Below are 23,884 nucleotides of genomic sequence, written 5' to 3'. Positions count from 1 at the left end.
TACAAGTAACAGTGAAAATTAAATCAGAAATAATTAATTGGTTGACTTCACTGAAAAATGGTCAATAAAGAAACTTTAAAAACAAGCAAACAAGTAAAGGAGGGATAGGCTATGTCATACGTAGATCGAACTGGAGATAATATCGTTAGTGAACCAGTTGTTACTAATCAATTAGTCGATTATCATGACCGTGTTCGTTGGGGTCCCATAATATCTGGACTATTAGTTGCTGTAGCAACTCAGTTAGTTTTGAGCGCTTTGTTTGGTGCAATTGGTGCAGGTTCTGTAGCAGAATCAGGTAGACCTAGAACAATTGCATCTGATGTTGCTGGTCATGTAGGAATTTGGTCAATTATTGGTTTATTGATTTCTCTATTGACTGGGGGCTGGGTAACAGCCCGTGCTTGTGGTCCAATGAACCGCAACACAGCTCTTCTCAACGGTGCAATTCTTTGGGCGACAACTTTGGCTTTAAGCTCTTGGCTTTTAGCAAGTGGTGTATCAGGTGCTTTTGGGATTGCTGCTTCAAATGCTGGGCAAGTTATTAACCAGGTGCAACAGTCAGGTGGTCTGAATATACCGCAAAACGCACCGAATGTATCTGCCCAAGAAACTCGTGATATTGCATCAAATGTACGTCAAGGATTGTGGTCGTTTGTATTCGGTTCCTTATTAGGTTTAGTCGCCTCAATGATTGGAGCTGCTGCTGGAGCTCGTAGCCCCCGCGTACAGAGGAACGAAGTGTACAGAAGTGAAAGAGTAAGCTAACTGCCTAAGAATTGGGTAGCCAATCTTCAGGAGTCTGAAAAATATTTGCTGCTATCTAATTAGTACGTGACTATCGTCGAGACTTGTGAGCATTCCTTTCTATTCATATAGCAATCAGGAATCAAGCGTGCAGAAAATTATTGAGACAAAAATCTTGATTTTACAAACATTCCAGCCTTAATTCCTGATCACAGATCATTTAGGACTGCTATAGTTTCTGAGAGTTTTCATTGCTGAGTAACTGGAGAATATAGTTAAGCCTCTCAAAAGAGAGGCTTAACTATAAACTTGTAAAACCTTTAACCAAATAAGCTAAAACCTGATACAGCCAAGGCTCCGGCTATTGCTGAAGCCGTCAAAGAAACAAAAGCTGTGTTAAATAACCACCAAGCAGCACCTGCAACAGTTTTTTTAGTTTCAACAGCTTGCTTTTGTGCCTGCTCTTTAATTGCTGTCAGGCGTTTTTGAGTTTCTTTCTGGATGCGTTCGGCTCGATGCAGTACGCTATCCCGTGTAGCTTCAATTTGGTCGATAATCTTGTTAGCTTGCGCTTCGGAAATATCCTCACGCGAACTGAGGACAGCAACTAGAGTATCACGGTCAAATTGACCAAGGCGATCGCGCAAAGCCTCAAATCCAGATTGCGGGTCATCAAACAATTGAGCAAAATCTTGCTGGATGCCTTCATAATTGAGTTCAGGACGATCGAGTGAGTTGAGAGAGTTGCGAATCTTCCCAAAAACACCATCAAGCACCGATTGCACTTTTTGCTGAATCTGCTGATATTGTTCCACAATCGAGTTACGCACAGAATCGATTTGATCCACAATCCGGTTAGCTTCTTCTTCTGAGATATCCTCACGTTGGGACAGCAAAGCCACGATTGTAGAACGGTCGAATTTGGAAACACGCTCACCTAAAGAAGACACACCAGCACTAGGAGAAGATAGCAACAATTGCAAATCACGTTTGATACTATCAGGGTTGAGTTCTTCTTTATTGGTATTACGCAGATAGTTTTCCAGATTAGCTTCAAACTCCTGCGCTTTTTGAGTAGCACGGTTTGCCAAGCGTTGCGGTGCTTTGACAATGTTATTAATGGCTTGTTGTGTTGAGTCGATAGTACGGTTTACTTGCTCCTCGCTCAAGTCTCCCCGTTGCGTCAGCAGCTTAACTAAAGTTTCGCGATCTACTTGTGAAAGCCTCTCTCTGAGTGCATCAGCACCTTCTTTAGGGTCAGCCAGTAATTTTTGCAAGTCTTGTTGAATACCTTCTGGGTTGAGTTCTTCCAGATCGGTATTGCGGAGATATTCACTAATCGCACTTGTGGTTTTCTCGTACTGCTGTTTCGCTGTCTCGGCTGCTTTTTGCGGAGCTTGCAAAACGCTATCTCTTACTGTGAGCAACTGGTCAATCGTTTGGTTTACCTGCTCCTCGCTCAAATCTTGCCGCTGACTTAGCAATTTAACCAAAGTATCGCGGTCAAATTCTGATAATCTTCCTCTTAAAGCGGAAAGTCCTGCTTGTGGGTCTTCTAACAAAGTGCCAAAATCGCGCTTGATACCTTCAGGATTGAGTTCTTCTTTGTTGGTATTTCGCAGATATTCTTCTACACTTTGCCGCACTTCATCAGCTTTAGCTTTAGCTTGGTCTTGCAGTTCTTTTGCTCGACCTAAGACATTATCGCGTGTACGCTCAAATTGACCAACAATATTGTTAGCTTCCTCTTCTGATATATCTTCGCGGTTAGCCAGTAGCTTAACTAAAGTATCGCGGTCAATTTCCGAAAATCTCTGAGTTAAATCTTCAATGCCTGCTTCTGGATCTTCCAGCAACTTTGTCAAGTCTCGCTCAATACCTTCAGGGTTGAGTTCGTCCTTCCCAGTTGAACGCAGGTAATCTTCTAGACGGGTACGAAAATTTTGCGATTTTTCTGTTGTATCTGCCTGCTTGACAGTTTCTAAAACTTCCGTGCGAACGCTTTCCATCTGCTCGGAAATCTCTTTGACTCTGGCTTCGCTGATGTCTTCCCGTTGCTTGAGTAAGTTGGTGAAATATTCTAAGTTTAATTCCTCCAATTGCCGTCTTACAGTTCCTGGGTTAGCATTCGGATCATAGATAACTTCTTTAAATTCATCTTGAATTGTAATCCGGTTAAAGTGCCAAGGAAAAGAATTCAAGATGTATTCTTCTATATCTGCCTTGACAGTATTATTCGGAAGTTCAGGCAATTTTTGACCTACAGAACTACCAAGCTTATTAGCTTGCTGGGTTGCTTGGTCTTTAAATTGTTGCAACTGCTGTGTAATTTTCTCGATATCAACTTGCTGAACTTTTCCAGACAATTGTTGTAGCTGTTTAGTAACTTTTTCTACATCTATTTGGGAAAAGTCTACCCCTTTCAACACTCCTGGTAAAGCCGCACCTAAGCCAACTTTAATAGCTTGCTTAATTATTCCATTACCTAGCTGACCATTGACACCAACAACTGTCGTTAATTGCTGAAGTTTCTCACCTAATTGCTCCGGTTGTAGTTCTTCGGGAGTGGCTTGTTGGAGTAAATTAATTATTTGGTCAGTGGGATTTTGCCCTTGAGTTACTTGGTTCCAAGCACCTTGCAATTGGTCTGCAATTCCATTGATATCTGATTTTGATAAATCTGTCCGAGAGCTAATTAAATCGATAAAAGTCTGGCGATTAACATTTTTTAGTAAATCACTATCAGCAATCGATTGTAAGTCTCCCTCTTTCAGCAGTTGATCAAATTGAGAGCGAATTTGTTTAGTATCAAGTTGCGGTAACTTTACAGAAGCTAAAGAACTTTGTAATGTATTTTTGATACTATCTGGGTCAAAACCAGATGTGAGTTCCTGACGGACGGCGGCGGTAATTTCTTCAGCTGTAGAAACCATTTGATTTTTAGCAGCATTAGCACCCAAAGCTGTAGTTGCTACACCTGTAATTCCTTGCAAACCGCTAGTAACAGTGTTAACAACAGAACCAATTAAGGAGCCGACTGCACTGGAACCTACCCAAACGATCAGTGAGAAATAGGCAGACCAGATAACTACACCAATAATTGCTCCTAAAAGCGCACTTTCAATTAAGCTGAGTTTTACTGCTAAGAAACTAGCACTGAATAATGCAATAGTTACGGTAACAAGTGCCCACAGACCGGCAGCTGTTTCAACTTTGCGAATTGTACCACCCAAGCTTTCAGATTCATCAGAACTTGAGCTACCGCCTAGAGCTGAAATTCCTACAGCTATTGAGAAGTTTGTTAATAGTAATTGAAAGGCAAATGCCATCAATACACCAGCAAGTAATGCTACCAAAAATTTTGGACCAGAAAAAACAAGTGATGCTGTTTCTGGTGTTAAAACTTCACTTCCTACCGGAATTTGTGCTATTCCTGGGAAATTCTCCAATTTCAATCCAGTAATCATACTATGAAACATCAGATTTTTCTCACTTAGAGGTTTGTTTACAATCTTTGCTAACAAGCTCTTGTATTCCTAAATAAAAGTCACTCAAATTAGTGTTAAGTTTCTCTCAAAACTGGAATACAAAGAGCTTGAGCAAGACAATTCCCCAAAGCAAGCATGACTTTTTGGGGATTGTCCTTAATTTTTTAAGCATCCATCTGTGGATATATTTACCTAAGACGATCGCTTATTTCCGACCACCAAACCATTTAGCTGCGATCGCTCCTAAAGCTGCTCCGACAACTGGATTACTGAGAAACTTAATCAACGCTGGTTGTTCAGCCATCACTTCTCGGAAGATATCAGGATGATTGTGATAAGTGAAAGATGCCAGTTTGCTCAGGTCATCTGTATTTATGTGCTTAGGATTATGGGAAGAAAGTCCCAAGTCTTTCTCTAGATGGCGCTCATCTAGACCTCTTTGCTTTAAGTGCTTGAAAAATGATCCGGCGACATCATCCCGCTCGTTAGGTTTAATCTGAGCGATCGCCTTCTGCAATTCTGGCTCCATCTGGGTAGGAGGAATGCTGTCATGGTTGAAAGACCGACCAAATAATTGACGACGTTCTTCGTGAGATGAGCGTTGAGCAAAATCGTCAAAATTTTGGTATTCCTTACTTGGGTCAGATGAAACATCATCTAAAGATTTTGTATTCCCATGCGCCAAGTCGTTCATGATTTCGCGTTTATATTTGTCGCTGCTACTCATTTTAATTTTCTCCTTTTTTAGTTCAAATCAACGAAAATCAGCTTTTTGACGAAAATTGAGTTAATTATTTATACTCAATTTGAGATGATTGCACATCATACAGACCTGTCAAAATCAGTTTTTTGTCTGGTGCGTACATCAAAACTGTTAAGTCTTGATTAGGGAAATTCTTGTGAAAACCTTGGAGTAAGGATTTTGCTAATGGTCGTACTTCCGTCGGACGAACTTGAGGCGTAATCACCACACCTAACTTGTTGTTGTCACGGACATAAGCATCTTGGACAATTCCCTTTGCTGTACCGATAACCCAGTTACCAAAATCCTGACCTTGGATGCTGTTACCACGCTCTAACAAGGCATAGTCACCACTACGACTGATTCCGGGTGGTAATTGAGCAGGTTGTTTAGCTTGAACGACTGCGTTACAAGCAAGAGTTGTGGTCAAGATTAAAGCCAAGACTAAAGCCGTTAAAATTTGGCGAAACTGTTGAATCATATTCACACTTGTCTCCTAAAAAAATTAAGTTGGAAGTTTCACAATCCCAGGCTATAGCAATCCTATTTGAGTTATGAAAATTCTCGTAGACGCGCAGCGGCTTGCCGTAAGCTACTGTCTTATCTACGTAAACGTAGAGCGTCTCGTTAGAGAAGAGCACCAAGAGGATAAACAGAAAAGTTCATAAATCATTTAGAACTGTTATAGAGGTTTGAGTAATTGCTTGAATAAGCTCTAGCCTAAGATGCAACATACATGGCATGAATTTTAAGTAGATGTTCAAGCACTTTTGTAATTTGTATCTATCCAACATTGTGGCAAGCTCTCACCAGAAGGAAAATTTAATTTGCCTTTCTCAAAAGATTCTGGGTCTTGTTCTTCTTCTCCCACCTGATATTGACCTTTAACAGTAGTTTCTTTTGGGCTAAACAGTGCCTCAATGTCGAGGATTTCTACTAAATTGCCATTCTCTTTTTCTTGTAGTAACATAGCAAAACTTAAGTTTGAGGTTTGAGGTTTAACTTACTGATGCATTCTTTTTAATAGTTTCAGCCCAACAGCATAAGGTGTACCACTCAAGAGTGCAGCAAGCGTCAGAAAGAAAGTGCCGACAAGTTTAGCCAACGCAGATTTGAGGCTTTCTGCTTTGAAGAAGTCTTTCCTATGGCTAAATCGGAAATTAAATCTAATTGGGGATCTCTACAACTTTTGCGATCACATACAAAAAGCAATACATTTGCTCGATCACAAAAATGTCGAAAACCCTTGAAGAAGAGGCAAGGGAGCAGGGAGCAATAAGCAAGGGAGACAATTCAGGTGGGGATTCGACCCCACAGCCACGAAAACCACGCGACGTGAAGTGGGGGACTTAGATCCATGTTCCGATGCAGCTTCACAGCATGAGTCAGGAGTCATTTCCCCAAGCTTTAAGCCCCCATTCAAGAGCCTCTTCGTTGGAGAGATTCCAGACTAAACCTGGAATCTCTGTGCTGTCTGACAAGCGATGAAGGCTAAAAGCAGTCTTCTTAAATACGGTCCTTGGGCAACTTGTTACCAGTTCTTTCCTCAATAGTACGACCCTCAGCATCAACATCTAACTCTTCACGTCGAATGGTATCTTCAACTTCAACAGTTTCTTTGTCTACAACTTTCTGCACTCTGACTTCTTCCCGTAAAAAAGCTTCTTTTTGGACATCAGCAACTTCTTGATAAATTTCCATCCGAGCTACTTCGCCCTCGCGGAAGTTAGCTGTTTCAGCAGACACAACTTTGCCTGCATCTTGAGGAGTAACTCGCTCAATCACGACTCGCTCTTTTTCCACTGGAACAGAAACTCTTACAGTATCTGTTTCAACGTGCTTGCCAATTGTCACTTCTCCAGTTTTACGGCGCTGTTTGTTGGCAACCAGCCTTTCTTCGTAGAGTTTGAAGGTTTGGTCTTCATGAGCATTGACATCATATAGATCCGCGTCGTTTGCATATGTGTAGTTGTTACGATCATAAGTGGGAGCAGTACGACCATCTGTCGATGCTACCGCAGCTGAACTTCCTGCAGACGGTGTACGATATCCTCCACGCACTCGTTCTTCATAGTCGTAATCAAGCGCTGTGTGTTCTTGATATTCAGGCAACTTGTCCGCTTGGTCTTTTGTGATTCCAACGGCATATACACGGTTTGCTCTAGAGTCAATACGCGATTTCCCTACTGGTAGTAATACTTTCTTGCCAAAAATCCAAAGGCCTAAGTCAACAATTAAATAGCGGAACGCTCCTTGTTCGTCTATTACAGCATCACTTACCGTGCCAATTTTCTCATTAGTTCCCTGAACATACACATCCATTCCTTTGATATCGTTACCTTGAATAGCATCCCGGTAGTCTGTATCAAATTCACTTATTTTTTGCAGTGGCATTATTCTATTCCTTAAAAATGTACTGTTTCTTTTTTAGAATTTAGCACATTTAATTTAGATAAATCTTCTTTCCAAAGATTGAGTTAAATCATGTTGAACTTTTACAAAAAGTAGTAATTCAATCTAGTTTTACTTGCATCAGAAAGAAGTCTTATTTCAAGATATTGATTTTTGTGACTCTGATGATGAAATCAATTATAACCAATTTTTTCCTGAAGGCAGTCTGGCAGGGCTTTTCAGCCGGATATTTAACCCCAGATGAAAATAAGCAACTTAACAAAGTAGGGGTTTAAACCTTGCTCACGACTGTCGCGACAGTAAACTCTAGAAGGCAGTATTCATAAACCAGAACAGCTGTATTATTAATATTTTTGTGACTAGTTTCTAGCTAAAAATGTCAGGTTAAAACTCACTTAAATTCATATATATTCAGAACTTTAAGCTAGTTAAATTTCTTAAAACCTTACATTTCAATCAAATATCCTGATATTTTTTTAGCGCTTATTGTTAGAGTTGAAACTCTGATCTCTCTCTAGAGAGAAAAACTTACTCCGAGAGATTGATGATAAACTAATATAAAAATGCATTAATATTATTAAAGCCCTAATAAATTAAGCGTTCGCTTCAATTGAGCCGATTACTTAGTAGTAATTAAAACTAATACTACGGGGGATAAGCGTGCGGAAGCGATTCTCAAACAGCGAGGAATTGAGGATTTCATTATTGATGATGCCTCCGCAGGTGACAACTGAGGAGTTCGTCGAACAGTGAGCTTTGATAACAACAGTGAAGACCCTGCTGTTTGTTCTTGACTGCCGCTATGAAACCGTTTAACTTACTGTGTAGAGTCAAAAGTTCATAGTTAAGGAAATAAAAGGCATTAAAAATGTAGTTGTTAAAGCAACTGTTGCCACAGTTGATAGCAACAAAGTCTGAACTTTAAAACTGTTCTCATTGCAAAAAATTAGGAGAGAATTATGGAAACTGAATTAGAGCAACAGCAATACGTCGATGCTGCCTCTGAAAACCGGATAAAAGCACTTAAAGGTTCAGAGGCTACAAACTTGCCGATGTTACCGCCTGCCTCAGAAACTGAAGAACAATGGCAAAGAATTGGTAGACAGATTTCTACATTTTTGGCACAACTACCTGAGTACATAGGTAGGTTCTACCAAGAATACAAACTACCAATTATCAGCTTTGCTTTACTTGTGATAACGGTTACAGCACTGAGAGTATTTCTAGCAGTACTGAACGCAATAAATGGTATTCCATTAGTTTCCCCAATTCTACAGTTCATTGGATTAGGTTACACAGTTTGGTTTACTTTCCGCTATTTGCTCAAAGATTCTACTCGACAAGAATTAGCAGCAGAAATTCGTTTGCTTCAAAAACAGATTTTAGGCAGGCAAGAATCCCAGAATTAGAGCTAACTACAGGATAGTGGCGAATGAAAAAGTTTTTTTCGCTATATATGTGTATTAAAATACTTGTAATCAAGTAAAACTCGGCTTTTTACTTGATCATTGTACAGATATAGCAGATTGCAACTTCTCTACGAGAGGCTACACCAAGGTAAGGTACAGGTAATCGTAGGGGCACAACATGTTGTGCCCCTACCTGTGTACTTCATTTACCTGAAACACACTGTATCCCTCTTCTGTCACTCTCCGAAAATATTTGCCTTTTCTGAATTCTAGAGCTTTTGTATAGCAAGCAATTGCGCGATTCTTTTCTAATAATAAATACAAGACCAATTTTTTCTAATAGTATAGCTTGTATTAATTGCCTCATGAGGCTTCTAGCGATCGCCCTCCCGGAAAGTGACAGAAGAGGGGTATAAGTCCAATTAATAATGATGTAAATAACCTTATCTGATTTTTATAGCAAGCTTGACGATAAAAAACAACAATAAATAACAGGAAAAAAATGCCTAGACTCGTAGGACAGCGCTCTAATACTGGAGCAAACATCACCGTTCTCATCATCCTTGTCGCCATTTTTGGGGTATTCATGGAATACTTTGGCGTTATTGATATCGTTCCCGGATTTGGTAGAGAGGGACGATATTTTCAGCTAAAAATTCAGCCAAACAACGAACAAGTCACTAAATAACCCAATCAATAATAACTGCGAGGGATAGATAAATGCGTAAAGGTAGTGATGTGATCGATAAAGTAGTCGTCACCTCTGACAAGGGTCAGAAAATTCAGCGAATTCTAGATTTAATTTTTGATCACAAACGCAATCAACTTTTGGGTTTCCTGGTTGAAGAGAAGGGACTATTTCGGGATACAAAAGTAATTCCCCTACAAGAGGTGCAAGCGATCGGGTCAGATGCGATCATAGTAAAATCGAAAGAATCTGTTGTTAAAGCACATCGTGTGCCTGCAATTAAAGAGATTCTGCACCAGAATATCGTACTAAGAGGAACGAGAATTCTAACCACTGAGGGACTTTACCTTGGTGGACTGGTAGATTTGTTCTTCGATGAGCATAGTGGCCTAGTAGAAGGATACGAAGTTTCTGGCGGTATATTTGCCGATGCTTACTCCGGGCGATCGTTCGTTCCTGCTCCCGAAGCACTGACAATTGGTGATGATGTTGCTTTTGTGCCTCCAGAAACTGCTCAAATGATGGAAGAACAGGTTGGTGGTATCCGGGGAGCCGTCCAAGCAACTGAAGACAGGTTGCAAGAATCGGCTCAAACGGCTAACCGCAGGTTACAGTCAGCTAGCCAGAATGCAGGTGAGCAACTACAAAGCTCAGTAGAGAACGTAAACCGCAGGCTACAGTCAGCCAGCCAGAATGCAGGTGAGCAACTACAAAGCTCAGTAGAGAACGTAAACCGCAGGCTACAGTCAGCCAGCCAGAATGCAGGTGAGCAACTACAAGCCGCAACTGATGCTACTAGCAGCAAACTGCAAGACCTGAATCGAGATGCAGCCGCCTCCCTGACAAACAATTTGGTTGACCCTGCCGAGCAAAAAGTATATGTGATTGGCAAGCATGTTGAGCGAGATGTGCTAACTCCAGACGGTAGTGTACTCCTACTACAGGGGCAATCAGTCACGCTAGTCGATGCAGAAGCGGCCGAGCGCATAGGTATCCTCGATGAACTCTATCGAGTCACGGGTGGCAGTCTGACTGCAAACATCAGCCGCAATTTGAAAGCAGCAACAGAATCTACTAGCAATCGAATTGGGAGCGCAACAATGAGCAGTGCTGCTAACCTACGTCACTCCGTTAATGGGCTGGCAGCACAGGCGATGCAGCAGGTAAGAGGGCGCAGAGTCCTGCAAACAGTGCGTGCTGACGATGGCTTAATTATTGCGGCATCTGGGCAGATTGTAACTGAATCTATCCTTGCTCGTGCCCAGAATTACGGCAAACAAGCAGAATTACTCAATGCTGCTGGTCTGGCTCTGGCAACCGCAGTTCGTTCTACCACAAGTGACACGTGGTTAGAAAGCAAAGTTCAACTGCGCCAGGGGGCAAGTGTCGCCCAAGAGAACCTCAACACTTTGTGGCAAGCCTTGAAACAGAAAGCAGAAATGCTACAAAGACGCAGCACACGGGCGATGAGGAAGCAACGAATTGAACTTGCACTGGGTCGTCCAGTCACCCGTGTCATTCTTGATCCAGAAGACAACGTGATTCTGAATGTGGGTGAATTGATTACACATTGTGCTGTGCGTCACGCTGAGGAAAGTGGAGTCCTGAATATCTTATTGAGTTCGGTTTATATTAAGGAGCCAGAAATATCTGATCAAGAGCTACGTGCCCAAGAACATGGAATGGCGGCTCTGGCGCATCAGGATAATGGGCGATCGCAACTTGAATCCAAATCAATCTTAGTAAATTAATGCTTGACTTTAGCACCTTAACTGAATTTTCAAGCACTTATTGCATTGGAATTTGTGCATTTTTAATTCCAGCCAACCTAGTTACTAAGTCAAAAAACATCTAAATTGCATAATTGAATTAAATCAAACTCTTGTGGAGTGGGCATATTGCCCACACTAAGGAATGCAACTTCAATGTGGAACAGCTTACCTGATCAACAATAATTTTTACACTGTTGGCTGATCCGGCTATTCATACTTGGCAAACTGCTGAAATTGCTAGTTGAAATCAATACCTGTTAAGGTGTAGTTCCAGTGTGTTGAGCAACTTGGGCAAGTCCTTCTGAGAAACCTTACGTGTACCCGTCTCGACTGCATCAACCCAGGAAACGCTTTTCCCCATCGTTGTAGCGAAAAATGCCCTAGACCAGCCTTTTGCTTTTCTAGCTTCTCTGATCACATTACCTGATAAAGGCTGGATATTGTCTGCATTTAGCTGATTTGAGTCCATAGTCAAGCGTTCCTGTACTTCTACTGGTAGATGAAAACGCCATTTAGAATTCAGTATTTCACTCCAGTAACCTATAGGTCTTTTGGCGCTTTTGCTGCTTGTTAACCAAGCTGGGCCTGTTTCAAGTTCTGCTTGCCAGCCTGCTTCTTTGACAACTTTCAAGTCAGTTTCAAAGTCATCAGCCATTTGCCGTCTGAGCTGTCTGTCTTGCTCTGCTGTTGACACTTTCTCTGCACTGTAAGCAATCTCCATCAAAGTCTTGCCCATTACACAATCCGGGAATCCCGGTTGGATTTGGAAGGTTAGCCAAACTAATATTCTAGCCGCACCAGCATTTTGTTTCCCAATGCTAAATAGTTTCTGTACAGTTTTCTTAGTAATAATTCCAGTATGGTAATAATATTTAGATTTATTGAGGAAGTATTTTGTCCATACTCCAGCTTGACCGATCACTTTTAAACCCACTAGCTTGCTATTGCCAGCTTTATCTGTTTCAAAATCTCGTATTATGCTAACGTCCCAAATTTTTAAATCAGCAACAGTAAAAGCTCCTACTTTCCCCTGTTTAGGCCATGCAATACAGGCTAGTACCTGAGCGGGTTGTCGTAACAAGTGGTGCAAAATACTCAATTTTTCATGCTTGCATAAGTCCCTGCGTTTAACAAGCCCTGTGTATTCAAGTAGTTGCCTGTCATCTATAACAAAATTGCCTGACCAAGGTTTATCTAAGCTGGCTACCAAAGCACAGTAAATTAGGTGAATTGCACACGCTCTTGGGTCAAATTGATCTATAACAACTAGAGCAGCCTCTCCAGCCAGAGTTTCTGGTTGTGAAGTTTCGGGATTATCTGTTACATAGTAAAAGATTTTTCCTTTTCCACTTTCAACTTCTTTTTCATAGCTGAAAGTACTACTTACTTCAGCTTTCCATGATAAATTCATTTTTTGAGATAAGACTTCAGCAACTCCATGCAAAACTGACGACAACGCGGCAATACTAGTCTGATCAGGAAATAAGGAAGCTCTTTTGAATTGTCGGGGTTTAGTTGGATACTGGTTATTTAATACTACCTTTTGCTCATCTTTTTTAGAGGATATCTGAAAAGGAATTTGCTTTTCTAATAGAGCAGTCGGATCTTCTACAATTTCTTCACGTTCAGCAAGATTAGTTTTGTTTGGATTTGGATTACGGGAAATGGTAATTGCTATTACCTGCTGAACTAGATGTGAAAACTTTTTATGTAACGTTTTTGCTAACTGTTTCATTTCTCTAAAAATACACTGCTCATGCAGGTAAAAATGGTAGACAATAACTGTGAAAGCTTTTAGAATATAACTATTAAAGAAGTTTTTACCTGGAAGAATTTATTTTTGGCAAGTTCCTAAAGTCGATCCAAGAAATAAAATGCCTAGCCCAAATGGTGTGGTCGTTGCTGTTCGCGTAGCGTCTCGTAAAGCCTGCGGCATAGCTACGCTTAAGGTGCAGCCTCTCCAACAATTGATAATACAGGAAGTCACTCATGGGAGAAACCCCCTGTTCCCGCGCTGCCTCATCGGTTCAGGGAGGATAATTTGCACACCGTTATATATTTGGTACTTATAAGACAGGAAAGCTTTCATTGACAGTTGGGCATTTTATTACTAGTAAGTGCCTAAACAAGTAGTAACTTATTTCGGTACTGATTTGGTCGTACCGGATGTAATCCGTCTGATCAATGGTGCTATCGCCTCCATGAGAGCGACGTTTGCGTCGCTTATTGCGATTGGACGGAAGTCAAAGTGACAGATCGTCCCAAACATCTTGCCGTCTTCATCCAACAGTGGTACACCACAGTAGGATTGCACCTCTTGCCACTTAGGGTGGCCGTGAACCCGGTCGTCTTGGAGCGAGTCGGGTGTCGTAAACGTGCCGCGGCTGCTACGGACAAAAACGCAATATGAGGCCATCACCGGAATGTCCGGCGTTAACTCTTGCATCGGATTTTCCCGGTCGAAAAAGCAAAGGTTATGCAGTATATCTTCATCAAACCGATACAGTGACGTGAAGCGATGCGGGGTCAGTTCGTTCAGGAAGATGACTGCTGCACGGAGTTCTTGGCGGTCGAGAATAGTCTTCAGTTCGCGCAACGAATCTGTAAAGTTAACCATACGTGTAATGCCTAACTATTTATTTAATAAATCTCAATCCAGCTTTATCTATCCCCACAGCAAGCTTTACCACCATTGCAATTAACTGATCTGGGTCAAAAGGTTTAAAAATAACCTCTTGAAATCCGGCATCAAGTGCTTTAGTGCAATCTTCTGGATACGCATAACTTGTCAGAGCAATAGCAGGAAAAAACTTACTTCTCAAGGCTTCAAAGTTTCTGATGGTACGAATTAGCCAATATCCATCTTTGTCTGGCATACCGATGTCACTAATCAAAACATCAGGATTCCACATTTCTATCACTTCAATGGCTTCATTCGCTGAGATAGCCGTCTTAACTTCCACTAGGTACTCTTCTAAAATGAACTTCACCATACACAGGCAATCTTCATTATCATCTACCACAAGCACCCTAAAACCATTAAGCAATGGATATATATTTCGTGGGATTTGGTCAAAAATCTCTCTGTCTTTTTCAGGACATAACTCGGTGTTAAGTTTTGACAAAATAGACAAATCTCCTACTTGGTGATCTCAATTAGGAGCCTTAATAAGTAGATGGCGGATACCATCTGCTTTTAGACTTTTTCATTCATAAATCAACAATACATTAATCTACATAACAGCTTTGTTGCATAATCAAAAATTTATTATTGCTTTATGGCTGTTAGATATTCAACTGCATGACTAAAGCCATACTGAGAGCAACTGAGCGGGTGGGATTAATGGTGATTGAGGAGCTACGATCGCTAATGAGACATGAAAATAGAAAATATTCAAACTATCTGACGCTACTAGAAAATTACATCTTCATGGGCGGAATCAGTAGCTAAATCAGCTTTGGATAACTTGTTCAATAATATATAAAATTTCTAGTCATTAGTTGTATGTATTGTTCACTAAAGTATTAGTTACTCAATTTACAACAGAGTATTGCACATACTCCGAATCAGGAGAGTCTGGGTTCAGGTAATAACTATACTGAATAGTTTAGTTTAGTTAAATATTGGCGATCGCCTTTGCCGCCAACCAAGACTTATTACGCCTTGTACTTATAGCAAGGGCATCCAGCTTCACCTTAATTTCTGGCGTTAATCTAACGGTGACAACTTCGCTTTGAGACATGAAAAACTCTCCTTTTATCAGTCATTCTAGCCTTATGTATAGGATGTATACAAGCAAATCATACGCTTGGTTCACAATTCCAAATTCGGCTGCTGGCGTTTAGACGTGAGAGAAGAATCGTTAGAAAATTACTTTAGTTAATCGGCAAAAATTATGCTATGTGAGCAGTGCAAAACATCATGATGCAACTTGCATTGCGTCTATAAGTACCAAACTATCAAACTTTGGTAGAAGAAGCGATCGCCAGGCATTACAATTTTACAATTGGGCTATTCAAAAACATAATTTTGAGCCACTTTCCAATAGCGCGAGAACCGCTTCAGGTCAATATAGCCGTCATAGTTAAAAAATGGTTCTACCTCTAAGACTTCCACTGCTATAGAACCCTCCATTTGATTGCAGATATGATCAAACCGGGGACTGGGACTGTTGGCTGTGACGACTAAATTCGCATCATGTTCTTCAGCAAAAGCTAAAATTTCTTGTGCCATATCGCCACGACGGATAACAACAGGTAACTCTAGCAAACATTCGTAGATGAAGGCGAGGCGTTTGAGACTCAATTGCCATTCCTCTATCAAAACCTCGTCCCAAACCCAGATAGCTGGGGCATCGGGGTATTTTTGTAGTACAGGGTTGTATGGACTGAGGCAATCTCCATGCACCCAAACAATTGGTTTATTCATTTTTCACTTTTTACCTTTCTTTGCACGCTGCCAACTTTGGCTATTGGCTTGTTTACTAAATTCTCCTTTGGGAAAAAGTCGCTGTTCTAATTCTTCATAGCTACCTTCAAAATCACAATCACCGTAAAGGGGACATTTCTGGCAATAAACGCTTTGGGTGTAGCGTTCTAAATTTTCACGGTTGAAAAAATACGGTTTATGACTAAAGGTGCTGGCAACCCACTGCCATGACATATTATTGCTAGCAGGATCTCCATCTAAAAGGTGTTCAAGAAACCACTTGGCTCCTGTTTGCCAACGAATACGCCGCCAATGGACAATGTAAGCCGCTAGCCACATCCGTGCGTGGTTATGTAGATAGCCAGTTTCTTTCAAGTCACGGCTAAAGCTGTCGATACAAACTCTGCCTGTGATTCCTTGTCTGATATTTTGCGGCAATTCGGGTGCATATTCACCCACAGTGTAACCAGTTTTGTACTCTTCCTGGTCTTTCCAGATTCCATCCCCTAACTTGATATACAACCGTTGCCAGTAGTCGCGCCAGCCTAACTCGTTAATTAGTTTAGTAGCATCAGCTTGGTGCTGTACCCGTTCAAGGACATAATCTCGAATTTCTCGCAAGCTCAAAACGCCATAGCGGATATAAGGCGAAAGTCGTGTGACGGCACCTGTGAAAAAATTACGTGTTTGGGCGTAGCCGACTGGATCGATTTTTTGCAGCGCTTCTTGTGCCGCTTTGCGTCCCCCCACGATTTCACTGATCTGGTCATCGCGTTGTGCCGCATCTGGGAATTGTTTGCGGAGGTAGGCTACCAACTCATCGCGGTTAGTAAATTCGCGTTGCATATCTTTAATCATGTGAACTTTGAAGGGTGAGAATAGATAAACAAAAATACCTGTAGGTTAGATCATTATTATCGCGCAGAAACACAAGCGTACACGGCAGGGGTTGCCGCAGGCATCGCTTATTGTCCTAACCAATCTCAGTTTCTTCTAGTCAAGAAAAAATTGAGTTGATTGGTAAACGGGAAGGTTGGAGAGTATTACATTGTAACTGTGATTCTTTTTTTGATATTATTTATTGAGTTCTGGTTGGAAAACAAAGTCATGATAAAACTACCACACCGGAAATGACCGCTTAAGATTTGGCGGTGACGCAGCCAGAAAATCTGAAGAAAGTTTTTAATTTATAACTCTGCTGCTAATTTAACAACACCAATAACAATTCAAAATTCAAAATTGAATTACTTATTATGATTTCCCTTTGGGAATTGACCCTTCAATTCCCTCAACATACCAATCCATCGCCAGTTGTCCCTGATCGTCCAACACCTTACCTGTTGGTACTCGCACTACCCCTTTTTGGTCTTTCACCGGCCCATCAAAAGGATGTGCAGTACCCTGAATAAACTGATCGCGCTTCGCATTCACCAGTTGTTGCACATCAGCCGGAATTGCCTGATTCATCGGGGAAATATCCACCATCCCTTCACTAATGCCATCCCAAACCTCTTGAGACTTCCAAGTATTACTGATTACAGCCAAGGCTTTATCTGTATAGAATTTGCCCCATTTGTTAATAGCTGATGTCAGGTGGGCTTGTTGACCAAACTTACTCATATCAGTGTTGTAGCCAAAAGCATAAATGCCTTTTTCCTCAGCCAATTGGACAACGGCACCAGAATCGGTATGCTGCGTTAGTACATCCGCACCTAAATTGACCAAAGCTTGAGCCGCTTCTCTTTCTTTAGCTGGATCGTACCAACTTTGTACCCAAAGTACCTTAATTTTTGCTTGAGGATTTGTTACCCGCACTCCTTGAGTGAATGCACTGATTCCTCGAATTACTTCCGGAATTGGGTATGCGCCAATAAAACCAACTACATTCGATTTTGTCATCTTGCCAGCAATCATGCCGGTTAAGTAACGCGGTTCTTCAAAGCGTCCCAGATAAGTACCGACATTGGCAGCACGTTTGTATCCTGCACAGTGTTCAAAGACAACATCACTAAAGTTCTTGGCAACTTTAATTGTTGGATTCATGTACCCGAAGGAAGTTGTAAAAATTAACTTATTACCATCTAATGCTAGTTGGCGAATCACCCTTTGGGCATCAGCACCTTCGTTGACATTTTCGACAAAGGTAGTTTTTACCTTATCTTGAAGACTGGCTTCCATGTCTCTGCGGCCTAAATCATGGGCATAAGTCCAGCCAAAATCACCCACAGAACCCATATAAACAAATCCCACCTTCAGAGGTTCATTTACCGCCACAGGCGACGCTGAGGGAGACACCTCACCCTGCGATTTGGAATTTTTGCCTTGAACACAACTAGTTAAGGCAAAGCTAGATCCTGCTAAAGTGGCATACTTTAGAAAATTCCGACGATCCATATTTTATCGATGGGGTTTAGTTGCTGAAAAAGATTTTTCTGATTTCTAGTAACGACAGATACTCTATTTAGTTAATTTTAGCTCTTGTTTTTTGCCGTCAACTTACTGACAAAAGAAAGCAAATAATGGTTGAATTGGGCATTGGGCACTTGTACTGAGCAGCGTCGAAGTATGGGGAATGTGGACAAGGAAGATAAGGAGGACAAGGAAAGAGTTTCTTTGCCAATGCCCAGTCCCTTTTACTAACAACTCCCACAAGGGGATGCGGTTTACTGGAGGTTTTTAATGAACTTATTTGAGCTTTTAGCAGGGGAAGACAATCATTCAGCCCTAGTTACGCCTGAGGGGCGATCGCTAACCTATAAGCAACTGCGCGAGAATGTTGTTGGACTGGTATCCCAACTCAACAGCTTTGGATTGAAACGAGGCGATCGCATTGCCATTGCCATGACTAACGGTTCACCAATGGCTATTACCTTTTTGGCTGCCGCCCTGTGTGGCACTGCTGCACCCTTAAATCCCAAATACAAGCAAGAAGAATTTGCCTTTTACTACGAAGATACCGAGGTAAAAGCAGTGATTATGTTGTCTGAGGGGCCAGAAGCAGCCATTGCCGCCGTCACACCTAACATGATGCTGATTAATGCCAAGGTAAACACTAACGGCACATTGAGCTTTGAATTAGTCAAAACAGGCTCAGAACCAGCAGAATCCTCGAATCCTGTAGCCCCCAATGTCAATGATCTGGCAATGATTCTCCACACTAGCGGCACTACCAGTCGTCCCAAGCGTGTGCCGATTCGTCATCGCAACTTAATCGCCTCAGCCGACAACATCATTGCTGCTTACTCACTCACCGCAACTGACACTACACTTTGCCTAATGCCGCTGTTCCACATTCACGGATTGGTGGGCTGTTTGCTGGCAACTCTGGCATCGGGCGGCACACTAATTTGTCCCAATGGTTTTAATGCCCTAGAGTTTTGGAAACTAGTAGATACCTACAAACCTAGCTGGTACTCCGCAGCACCAACTATGCACCAGACAATTTTGGCCCGCGCTAGCCGCAACACAGAAATTGTCAAAGCTAATCGCTTTCGTTTCATTCGCTCTAGTAGCGCTTCCTTGCCCCCAATTATCATTGAACAGCTAGAGGCAACTCTCAATGCTCCTGTGGTGGAATCTTACAGCATGACTGAAGCATCTCACTTAATGACCACTAACCCTCTACCGCCAAAAGTTCGCAAACCAGGTACTGTAGGTTATGGCTTCGGTGTGGATGTCGGCATTATGGACTCTGAAGGCAACCTATTATCTCAGGGAAACTTGGGCGAGGTGGTGGTAAAAGCACCTAATGTCATAGATGGCTACGAAAACAACCCCCAAGCCAACGCCACAGCTTTTGTAAACGGTTGGTTCCGCACAGGGGATCAGGGCACACTCGATGCAGACGGCTACCTCCGCTTGACTGGACGCATTAAAGAATTGATTAACCGAGGTGGGGAAAAAATTTCTCCCTTAGAAGTGGATGATGTCTTGCTGCGCCATCCTGCCGTCGCCGAAGCCTTGGCCTTTGCCGTCCCTCACAAATCTTTAGGAGAAGATATCCACGCCGCTGTTGTCCTCAAGGCAGAAGCTGGCGAAAAAGAACTTTTAGCCTACTGTTCAACCATGCTGGCAGACTTCAAAGTTCCCAAACAAGTTCACATTTTGGATCAACTACCTCGTGGTGCTACCGGGAAACTGCAACGGTTGGCTATGGCGAAATTGCTTAACATCGGGCAGTAGTGAGATGAGCAATCATTTGTTACATTTACGACTAGCTTGGGTCAATGGACGCCTACTGTATGCAGAAGATATTGCCTTCTTGATGGGCTACAAGGCAACCCTATTTCAATGTACGAGTTCAAACGACAGCTTAAGTCAGTGCTTGACATTCTTCAATAGTACATTTAAACTAATGTTTAATTAACCGATCGGTTAAATAAAAATGTCTACCGATCAACTAAGCGTCATCTTTGCCGCCCTTGCCGATCCCACACGGCGTGCGATCCTGGCTCACCTCGCCAAGGGTGAGGCATCGGTCACTGAGTTAGCCAAGCCCTTCGAGATGAGTCTGCCGGCAATTTCTAAGCACCTCAAGGTGCTGGAGCGTGCCGGACTGATCACCCGCAGTCGTGAGGCTCAATGGCGACCCTGCCAGATCGAAGCACAGCCGCTCAAGGACGCGGCGGATTGGATCGAGCAATATCGCCAATTCTGGGAAGAGAGTCTTGAGCGGCTGGATGATTACCTACACGAATTACAAACCCAGGAGAAACAAAATGAGCAATAAAAATGACTCCACTGATGCTCAATCGGAACGCGAGATCGTCATCACCCGCGTCTTCAACGCGCCGCGCGAACTCGTGTTTAAGGCATGGACTGACCCAAAACACGTAGTGCAGTGGTGGGGACCAAAAGGCTTTACGACCCGGGTAACTGAATTGGATCTGCGTCCGGGCGGTAAATGGCGCTACGTCATGATTGGCCCAGACGGCACGGAGTACCCAGCCAAAGGCGTCTTCCGCGAAATCGTGCCCTTTGAACGGATTGTTACCAGCGATGAATTTGATGAAGGCTTTGAAAAGGTTGTGAACGCTGATCTGCCGAGGGGAATGGTTACGACGGCGGTTTTCGAGGATTTGGGCAGTAATACCAAACTCACACTCCGAATTATGCATGAGTCTGCTGAGGACCGTCACAAGCATGAAAAGATGGGGGTCATCGAAGGCTGGAACTCAAGCTTTGACTGCCTCGACGAGTTATTGGCGAAGTTTTGAGTCTTCCTAGCCACGGATAAGACGGTCAACTAGCGGTCTGCATGAAACGACTCGAGCGGAACATTAGCGTCGGCTTGGCGATACTTCATTCACGTAAATGAGCTTTCAAAAGGAGAAAACATGGCTACTAAAATTTTCGTGAATCTCCCAGTAAAAGACCTCAATCGGTCTGTCGAGTTTTTTAGTAAACTTGGCTTCAGTTTTAACACCCAATTTACTGACGAGACGGCTACCTGCATGATCGTGAGCGATGACATATTCGTCATGCTATTGACTCACGAAAAATTCAAGACTTTTACGCCCAAAGAAATCTCTGATGCCACGAAAAGCACAGAAGTGCTTGTGTGTTTATCTTCCCAAAGCCGAGAAGAAGTTGATGAAATGGTTCGTAAGGCAGTCACCGCCGGCGGAACAACCTATAATGAACCACAAGACCACGGTTTTATGTACGGACATGGTTTTAGTGACTTAGATGGCCATATTTGGGAAATTATCTATATGGAGCCAAGCGCAATAAATCAAGGTTGAAAATGCAATGACACAATGCGCTCTCCAAGGCGCTCCAGCCGACCGTCTTGCCTCGGTTTTACCGTAGCAAAACCGAGGCTGAACTGGGGTGTAATGCTGCCTGAGTGACCGCTGAGGGCAGCATTTGGAGATCATTTTGTTGTTACTCCTGGATCTGAGCAAGAGTCAGAAGAACCACAAGATTGAATCCCTGTATTATTCGCGATGGAAACTCACGAATAATATAGGGATTCTTTTATTTTTGCAAAATCAGGATGTTCGCTCTCCTTTTATCTTCTAAACACCTAATTGTACTCCACTTAACTGGATAGCTCCTGCTTTAATGAAAATTTTAAGACCGTCTATGTTTAAACCTAGATTTGTGAATGATAATTTAAGTTTATCGGCTGTAATGCTAATTGCTCCTCCCGATATAGATTCCTCTTCATGATCAAGTAGTTCCACAAACATATTTTCAGTCTTTAAATTTGAGATCAGCATTGAGTTACTCCTGGTAATTATTAAAAATCTCCCGATAGTACTTGATTTTTATTATCAAATACTAAAAATAAATTATTAAGCATGTTTAGGATACAAATTTAAACACATAACATAACTTAACATAACTTAACTTAGTTAAAAATTATTTGTGCATCTAGGTGTGAGGAGACAAAAATTTAATGATGAGCCAGTTGTAGCGTTCGCGCAGCGTCTCGTAGAGAAGCGGTGACTGAGCGCTCCTCCTAGATGTATAACTTTGACCCAGGAGTACATACGTTCCCTTTGGGACGAAATACAGAGAATAATTTATCCCCTTGATGATTGATCTGCTAAACATTAGTTCTGGTTCTGAGCAAGAGTCAGAAGAACCACAAGATTGAATTCCCAGATTATTCGTGAGTCTACATCGTGAATAATCTTTCTTCTTTTATTTTTGCCAAATTGGGATGCTCCCTCTAAACTTACTTGCATAGGCAGGTAATAGGCAACATTCAAGAAGTATCTTAAAATTGTACTGAGTTTTTAAAAATAAAATAGGAGTCCTTTCTGCCTATTATAAGAAACAGAAATACTTCTGATAAGAGGGATATATAACTGAATAAGAAAGCCGTGGATTCTTCCGCAATAGAAGTAGATTTAACCCTCCATATTCGTTGAACGATTGAAAATGACCCTGATTATGGACTGTATTAATACTCACCAAATTTAACGAATTATAACAATACTATTTTTAGTAACTTGGGATAAGCGATACACTAAGGAAAATTCCTTGAGGAAGCGTTGATGGCACGGTCAAACGGGGTTAAAAATGAAACATCTGCACAGGAATTGCCGACAATTTCAGATAAAGATACAGTGACAATTGAAGATTTGCCTGAAGATTCGGCCGTACCAGTGGAAGATGTCCAGGATATTGACGACATCTTGAACTCACTCAAAAGCTTACTGAGTAACCTAGAAAAGCTCCAAAAAGTCCGGCAGGAAGTGGGCGACATCAAACCGTTGATCGGGCGGATGCTTGATGGGGAACTGGTTGCTGGTGAAGAACTTGAGCAACTCAAAGCAGGTGTGAGCAGTCTTTCTCGCCTTGTTCGTGCTTATAATGACCATCAAGCAGCGTTGGCTAAAGCACAATCTGCTAGAAATTTGCTAGATCAAGTCCTCAAAGAGCGTAAAGCTAATTGAAACAAGAAGCGATGTCTACGACGGGCTGTTCGACGTCGCCTTTTTTAAGGAAATGCGATCGCACCCCTATATTACTCAAATGCGTAGACACACAGCGGCTTGTCGTGAGACATCGCCTCTCCATCACTTCAAATCACAGCTTCTTGAAGTTGACAATCAAAAATCACCACAAAGCAAGCATCAGGTATCAGCTGACTGGATCACACTGACTGCAAAATTGCGGGACAATCACCTGTGTGCTATAGCCGAATGGCACTAAAAAAAGCCGAAACACTTATGGGTTTAGCGGTCTACAATTGCTTACGTAATTCATGTCGGGGATTGTATACTGCCCGATGGAAAACTACTCTCTGGAGAAAAGCTGATGACCGATGCTGGTAAAAACAAGCAGATAATCCAGAACCTTGTCCAAGTCGTTTGGAACGATCAGAACCTCACGGCTTTGAAAGATTTCTGGACGGAAGATTGTATCAACCACGCGATGCCAGGATCAGATAATCGCGGTCTTGACGCGCTTCGGGTCTATCATGAGTCGTTCTTTGCTGATTTATCCGCTTTCTCCAACATTCAAATTGAGATCGTGCAGCAGGTTGCGGAGAGTAATCGGGTTGTTACTTACATCACAACTCAAGGCAAACACAGCGGAATGTTTTATGGCATACCGCCCACTGGCAAGAGCATCTCGATATCGGCGATCCGGATTGATCGTGTCCAAAACGGTAAGATCGCTGAGCATTGGTCTGTTTCTGACGCGGCAGGTCTGATGCAGCAACTTCAAGCCTGAATTC

General features: G+C 42.2%; 24 protein-coding genes. 11 read left to right on the top strand and 13 right to left on the bottom strand.

The features are described from left to right. Positions 1–111: 111 nt before the first annotated feature. Positions 112–768, top strand: a complete 657-nt coding sequence (locus V7K48_RS28915) for a hypothetical protein (RefSeq protein WP_335077791.1) — start codon at positions 112–114, stop codon at positions 766–768. A gap of 299 nt (positions 769–1,067) precedes the next feature. On the opposite strand, the gene V7K48_RS28910 is transcribed toward V7K48_RS28915, so the two are convergent. The 5 genes from V7K48_RS28910 to V7K48_RS28890 all read right to left on the bottom strand — a co-directional run bounded on the left by V7K48_RS28910 (position 1,068) and on the right by V7K48_RS28890 (position 7,371). Then, positions 1,068–4,226 (bottom strand): MFS transporter, encoded by a 3,159-nt coding sequence (locus tag V7K48_RS28910; RefSeq protein WP_335077789.1) that lies wholly within the window; start codon positions 4,224–4,226, stop codon positions 1,068–1,070. Positions 4,227–4,440: 214 nt separating this feature from the next. Next, positions 4,441–4,962 carry a hypothetical protein gene (locus V7K48_RS28905; RefSeq protein ID WP_335077787.1) on the bottom strand — a complete coding sequence of 174 codons (522 nt, stop codon included), beginning with the start codon at positions 4,960–4,962 and terminating at the stop codon, positions 4,441–4,443. Positions 4,963–5,026: 64 nt separating this feature from the next. After that, entirely contained in the window at positions 5,027–5,464 is a 438-nt protein-coding gene (locus V7K48_RS28900; protein ID WP_335077785.1) for a hypothetical protein, read from the bottom strand. Positions 5,465–5,737: 273 nt separating this feature from the next. Continuing rightward, a complete protein-coding gene (locus V7K48_RS28895) occupies positions 5,738–5,947 on the bottom strand; it encodes an acetyltransferase (protein ID WP_335077783.1) in 210 nt (69 codons plus the stop codon). Between the two features lie 536 nt (positions 5,948–6,483). After that, the gene (locus V7K48_RS28890; RefSeq protein WP_335077781.1) at positions 6,484–7,371 is read right to left on the bottom strand and encodes a DUF2382 domain-containing protein; all 888 of its coding nucleotides are present in this window, start codon (positions 7,369–7,371) and stop codon (positions 6,484–6,486) included. Between the two features lie 977 nt (positions 7,372–8,348). Here V7K48_RS28890 and V7K48_RS28885 point away from each other — a divergent pair. The 3 genes from V7K48_RS28885 (at position 8,349) to V7K48_RS28875 (ending at position 11,237) form a co-directional block, all read left to right on the top strand. After that, on the top strand, positions 8,349–8,798 hold the full coding sequence (locus tag V7K48_RS28885) for a CAAD domain-containing protein (RefSeq protein ID WP_335077778.1): 450 nt from the start codon (positions 8,349–8,351) through the stop codon (positions 8,796–8,798). Positions 8,799–9,300: 502 nt separating this feature from the next. Next, positions 9,301–9,486: a hypothetical protein gene (locus V7K48_RS28880; protein WP_335077776.1), complete on the top strand. Its 186-nt coding sequence runs from the start codon at positions 9,301–9,303 to the stop codon at positions 9,484–9,486. Between the two features lie 32 nt (positions 9,487–9,518). Beyond that, positions 9,519–11,237 (top strand): PRC-barrel domain-containing protein, encoded by a 1,719-nt coding sequence (locus tag V7K48_RS28875; RefSeq protein ID WP_335077774.1) that lies wholly within the window; start codon positions 9,519–9,521, stop codon positions 11,235–11,237. A gap of 268 nt (positions 11,238–11,505) precedes the next feature. Here V7K48_RS28875 and V7K48_RS28870 read toward each other — a convergent pair whose 3' ends face one another. The 3 genes from V7K48_RS28870 to V7K48_RS28860 form a co-directional block, all read right to left on the bottom strand. After that, entirely contained in the window at positions 11,506–12,993 is a 1,488-nt protein-coding gene (locus V7K48_RS28870; protein WP_335077772.1) for a helix-turn-helix domain-containing protein, read from the bottom strand. A gap of 402 nt (positions 12,994–13,395) precedes the next feature. Continuing rightward, positions 13,396–13,875, bottom strand: coding sequence for a GAF domain-containing protein (locus tag V7K48_RS28865; RefSeq protein ID WP_335077771.1), 480 nt, complete (start codon positions 13,873–13,875; stop codon positions 13,396–13,398). Between the two features lie 19 nt (positions 13,876–13,894). Beyond that, positions 13,895–14,392 carry a response regulator gene (locus tag V7K48_RS28860; RefSeq protein ID WP_335077769.1) on the bottom strand — a complete coding sequence of 166 codons (498 nt, stop codon included), beginning with the start codon at positions 14,390–14,392 and terminating at the stop codon, positions 13,895–13,897. A 167-nt stretch (positions 14,393–14,559) separates the two neighbouring features. Here V7K48_RS28860 and V7K48_RS28855 point away from each other — a divergent pair, with 167 nt between their 5' ends. Beyond that, on the top strand, positions 14,560–14,709 hold the full coding sequence (locus V7K48_RS28855) for a hypothetical protein (RefSeq protein WP_335077767.1): 150 nt from the start codon (positions 14,560–14,562) through the stop codon (positions 14,707–14,709). 166 nt (positions 14,710–14,875) lie between these two features. On the opposite strand, the gene V7K48_RS28850 is transcribed toward V7K48_RS28855, so the two are convergent. The 4 genes from V7K48_RS28850 to V7K48_RS28835 all read right to left on the bottom strand — a co-directional run bounded on the left by V7K48_RS28850 (position 14,876) and on the right by V7K48_RS28835 (position 18,081). Next, positions 14,876–15,001: a CopG family ribbon-helix-helix protein gene (locus tag V7K48_RS28850; protein WP_335077766.1), complete on the bottom strand. Its 126-nt coding sequence runs from the start codon at positions 14,999–15,001 to the stop codon at positions 14,876–14,878. 269 nt (positions 15,002–15,270) lie between these two features. Next, positions 15,271–15,687, bottom strand: a complete 417-nt coding sequence (locus V7K48_RS28845) for a hypothetical protein (RefSeq protein ID WP_335077763.1) — start codon at positions 15,685–15,687, stop codon at positions 15,271–15,273. A 3-nt stretch (positions 15,688–15,690) separates the two neighbouring features. Further along, on the bottom strand, positions 15,691–16,545 hold the full coding sequence (locus tag V7K48_RS28840; protein WP_335077761.1) for an FAD-binding domain-containing protein: 855 nt from the start codon (positions 16,543–16,545) through the stop codon (positions 15,691–15,693). A 393-nt stretch (positions 16,546–16,938) separates the two neighbouring features. Continuing rightward, the gene (locus V7K48_RS28835) at positions 16,939–18,081 is read right to left on the bottom strand and encodes a BMP family ABC transporter substrate-binding protein (protein ID WP_335077758.1); all 1,143 of its coding nucleotides are present in this window, start codon (positions 18,079–18,081) and stop codon (positions 16,939–16,941) included. A gap of 285 nt (positions 18,082–18,366) precedes the next feature. Between V7K48_RS28835 and V7K48_RS28830 the strand changes: the two genes are divergently transcribed. The 4 genes from V7K48_RS28830 to V7K48_RS28815 all read left to right on the top strand — a co-directional run bounded on the left by V7K48_RS28830 (position 18,367) and on the right by V7K48_RS28815 (position 21,431). Next, complete coding sequence (locus tag V7K48_RS28830; RefSeq protein ID WP_335077756.1) at positions 18,367–19,869, top strand: acyl--CoA ligase; 1,503 nt, start codon at positions 18,367–18,369, stop codon at positions 19,867–19,869. A gap of 202 nt (positions 19,870–20,071) precedes the next feature. Further along, the gene (locus tag V7K48_RS28825) at positions 20,072–20,416 is read left to right on the top strand and encodes an ArsR/SmtB family transcription factor (protein ID WP_335077754.1); all 345 of its coding nucleotides are present in this window, start codon (positions 20,072–20,074) and stop codon (positions 20,414–20,416) included. Continuing rightward, positions 20,406–20,903 carry an SRPBCC domain-containing protein gene (locus V7K48_RS28820; RefSeq protein WP_335077752.1) on the top strand — a complete coding sequence of 166 codons (498 nt, stop codon included), beginning with the start codon at positions 20,406–20,408 and terminating at the stop codon, positions 20,901–20,903. The genes V7K48_RS28825 and V7K48_RS28820 overlap by 11 nt, the downstream gene beginning before the upstream one ends. Positions 20,904–21,023: 120 nt before the next feature. Next, entirely contained in the window at positions 21,024–21,431 is a 408-nt protein-coding gene (locus V7K48_RS28815) for a VOC family protein (RefSeq protein ID WP_335077750.1), read from the top strand. Between the two features lie 276 nt (positions 21,432–21,707). Here V7K48_RS28815 and V7K48_RS28810 read toward each other — a convergent pair whose 3' ends face one another. Further along, entirely contained in the window at positions 21,708–21,911 is a 204-nt protein-coding gene (locus V7K48_RS28810; RefSeq protein WP_335077748.1) for a hypothetical protein, read from the bottom strand. Positions 21,912–22,694: 783 nt separating this feature from the next. On the opposite strand from V7K48_RS28810, the gene V7K48_RS28805 reads away from it, so the two are divergent. Both V7K48_RS28805 and V7K48_RS28800 read left to right on the top strand, forming a co-directional pair. Then, the gene (locus tag V7K48_RS28805) at positions 22,695–23,096 is read left to right on the top strand and encodes a hypothetical protein (protein ID WP_335077746.1); all 402 of its coding nucleotides are present in this window, start codon (positions 22,695–22,697) and stop codon (positions 23,094–23,096) included. Positions 23,097–23,460: 364 nt separating this feature from the next. After that, the gene (locus V7K48_RS28800; protein ID WP_335077744.1) at positions 23,461–23,880 is read left to right on the top strand and encodes an ester cyclase; all 420 of its coding nucleotides are present in this window, start codon (positions 23,461–23,463) and stop codon (positions 23,878–23,880) included. The last annotated feature ends 4 nt before the right edge of the window (positions 23,881–23,884 follow it).

Origin of the sequence: Nostoc sp. (assembly GCF_036919615.1) — a bacterium.
Lineage (GTDB): Bacteria > Cyanobacteriota > Cyanobacteriia > Cyanobacteriales > Nostocaceae > Nostoc.
The sequence above is the reverse complement of the archived record's forward strand: the minus strand, read 5'-3'. Positions and strand labels throughout refer to the sequence as shown.

What these genes read in the sequence shown, in the direction of transcription:
- V7K48_RS28915 (WP_335077791.1), top strand. Translation starts at nt 112, where the DNA reads ATGTCATACGTAGATCGAACTGGAGATAATATCGTTAGTGAACCAGTT.
- V7K48_RS28910 (WP_335077789.1), bottom strand. Translation starts at nt 4,226, where the DNA reads ATGTTTCATAGTATGATTACTGGATTGAAATTGGAGAATTTCCCAGGA.
- V7K48_RS28905 (WP_335077787.1), bottom strand. Translation starts at nt 4,962, where the DNA reads ATGAGTAGCAGCGACAAATATAAACGCGAAATCATGAACGACTTGGCG.
- V7K48_RS28895 (WP_335077783.1), bottom strand. Translation starts at nt 5,947, where the DNA reads ATGTTACTACAAGAAAAAGAGAATGGCAATTTAGTAGAAATCCTCGAC.
- V7K48_RS28890 (WP_335077781.1), bottom strand. Translation starts at nt 7,371, where the DNA reads ATGCCACTGCAAAAAATAAGTGAATTTGATACAGACTACCGGGATGCT.
- V7K48_RS28885 (WP_335077778.1), top strand. Translation starts at nt 8,349, where the DNA reads ATGGAAACTGAATTAGAGCAACAGCAATACGTCGATGCTGCCTCTGAA.
- V7K48_RS28880 (WP_335077776.1), top strand. Translation starts at nt 9,301, where the DNA reads ATGCCTAGACTCGTAGGACAGCGCTCTAATACTGGAGCAAACATCACC.
- V7K48_RS28875 (WP_335077774.1), top strand. Translation starts at nt 9,519, where the DNA reads ATGCGTAAAGGTAGTGATGTGATCGATAAAGTAGTCGTCACCTCTGAC.
- V7K48_RS28870 (WP_335077772.1), bottom strand. Translation starts at nt 12,993, where the DNA reads ATGAAACAGTTAGCAAAAACGTTACATAAAAAGTTTTCACATCTAGTT.
- V7K48_RS28865 (WP_335077771.1), bottom strand. Translation starts at nt 13,875, where the DNA reads ATGGTTAACTTTACAGATTCGTTGCGCGAACTGAAGACTATTCTCGAC.
- V7K48_RS28855 (WP_335077767.1), top strand. Translation starts at nt 14,560, where the DNA reads ATGACTAAAGCCATACTGAGAGCAACTGAGCGGGTGGGATTAATGGTG.
- V7K48_RS28850 (WP_335077766.1), bottom strand. Translation starts at nt 15,001, where the DNA reads ATGTCTCAAAGCGAAGTTGTCACCGTTAGATTAACGCCAGAAATTAAG.
- V7K48_RS28845 (WP_335077763.1), bottom strand. Translation starts at nt 15,687, where the DNA reads ATGAATAAACCAATTGTTTGGGTGCATGGAGATTGCCTCAGTCCATAC.
- V7K48_RS28840 (WP_335077761.1), bottom strand. Translation starts at nt 16,545, where the DNA reads ATGATTAAAGATATGCAACGCGAATTTACTAACCGCGATGAGTTGGTA.
- V7K48_RS28835 (WP_335077758.1), bottom strand. Translation starts at nt 18,081, where the DNA reads ATGGATCGTCGGAATTTTCTAAAGTATGCCACTTTAGCAGGATCTAGC.
- V7K48_RS28830 (WP_335077756.1), top strand. Translation starts at nt 18,367, where the DNA reads ATGAACTTATTTGAGCTTTTAGCAGGGGAAGACAATCATTCAGCCCTA.
- V7K48_RS28825 (WP_335077754.1), top strand. Translation starts at nt 20,072, where the DNA reads ATGTCTACCGATCAACTAAGCGTCATCTTTGCCGCCCTTGCCGATCCC.
- V7K48_RS28820 (WP_335077752.1), top strand. Translation starts at nt 20,406, where the DNA reads ATGAGCAATAAAAATGACTCCACTGATGCTCAATCGGAACGCGAGATC.
- V7K48_RS28815 (WP_335077750.1), top strand. Translation starts at nt 21,024, where the DNA reads ATGGCTACTAAAATTTTCGTGAATCTCCCAGTAAAAGACCTCAATCGG.
- V7K48_RS28810 (WP_335077748.1), bottom strand. Translation starts at nt 21,911, where the DNA reads ATGCTGATCTCAAATTTAAAGACTGAAAATATGTTTGTGGAACTACTT.
- V7K48_RS28805 (WP_335077746.1), top strand. Translation starts at nt 22,695, where the DNA reads ATGGCACGGTCAAACGGGGTTAAAAATGAAACATCTGCACAGGAATTG.
- V7K48_RS28800 (WP_335077744.1), top strand. Translation starts at nt 23,461, where the DNA reads ATGACCGATGCTGGTAAAAACAAGCAGATAATCCAGAACCTTGTCCAA.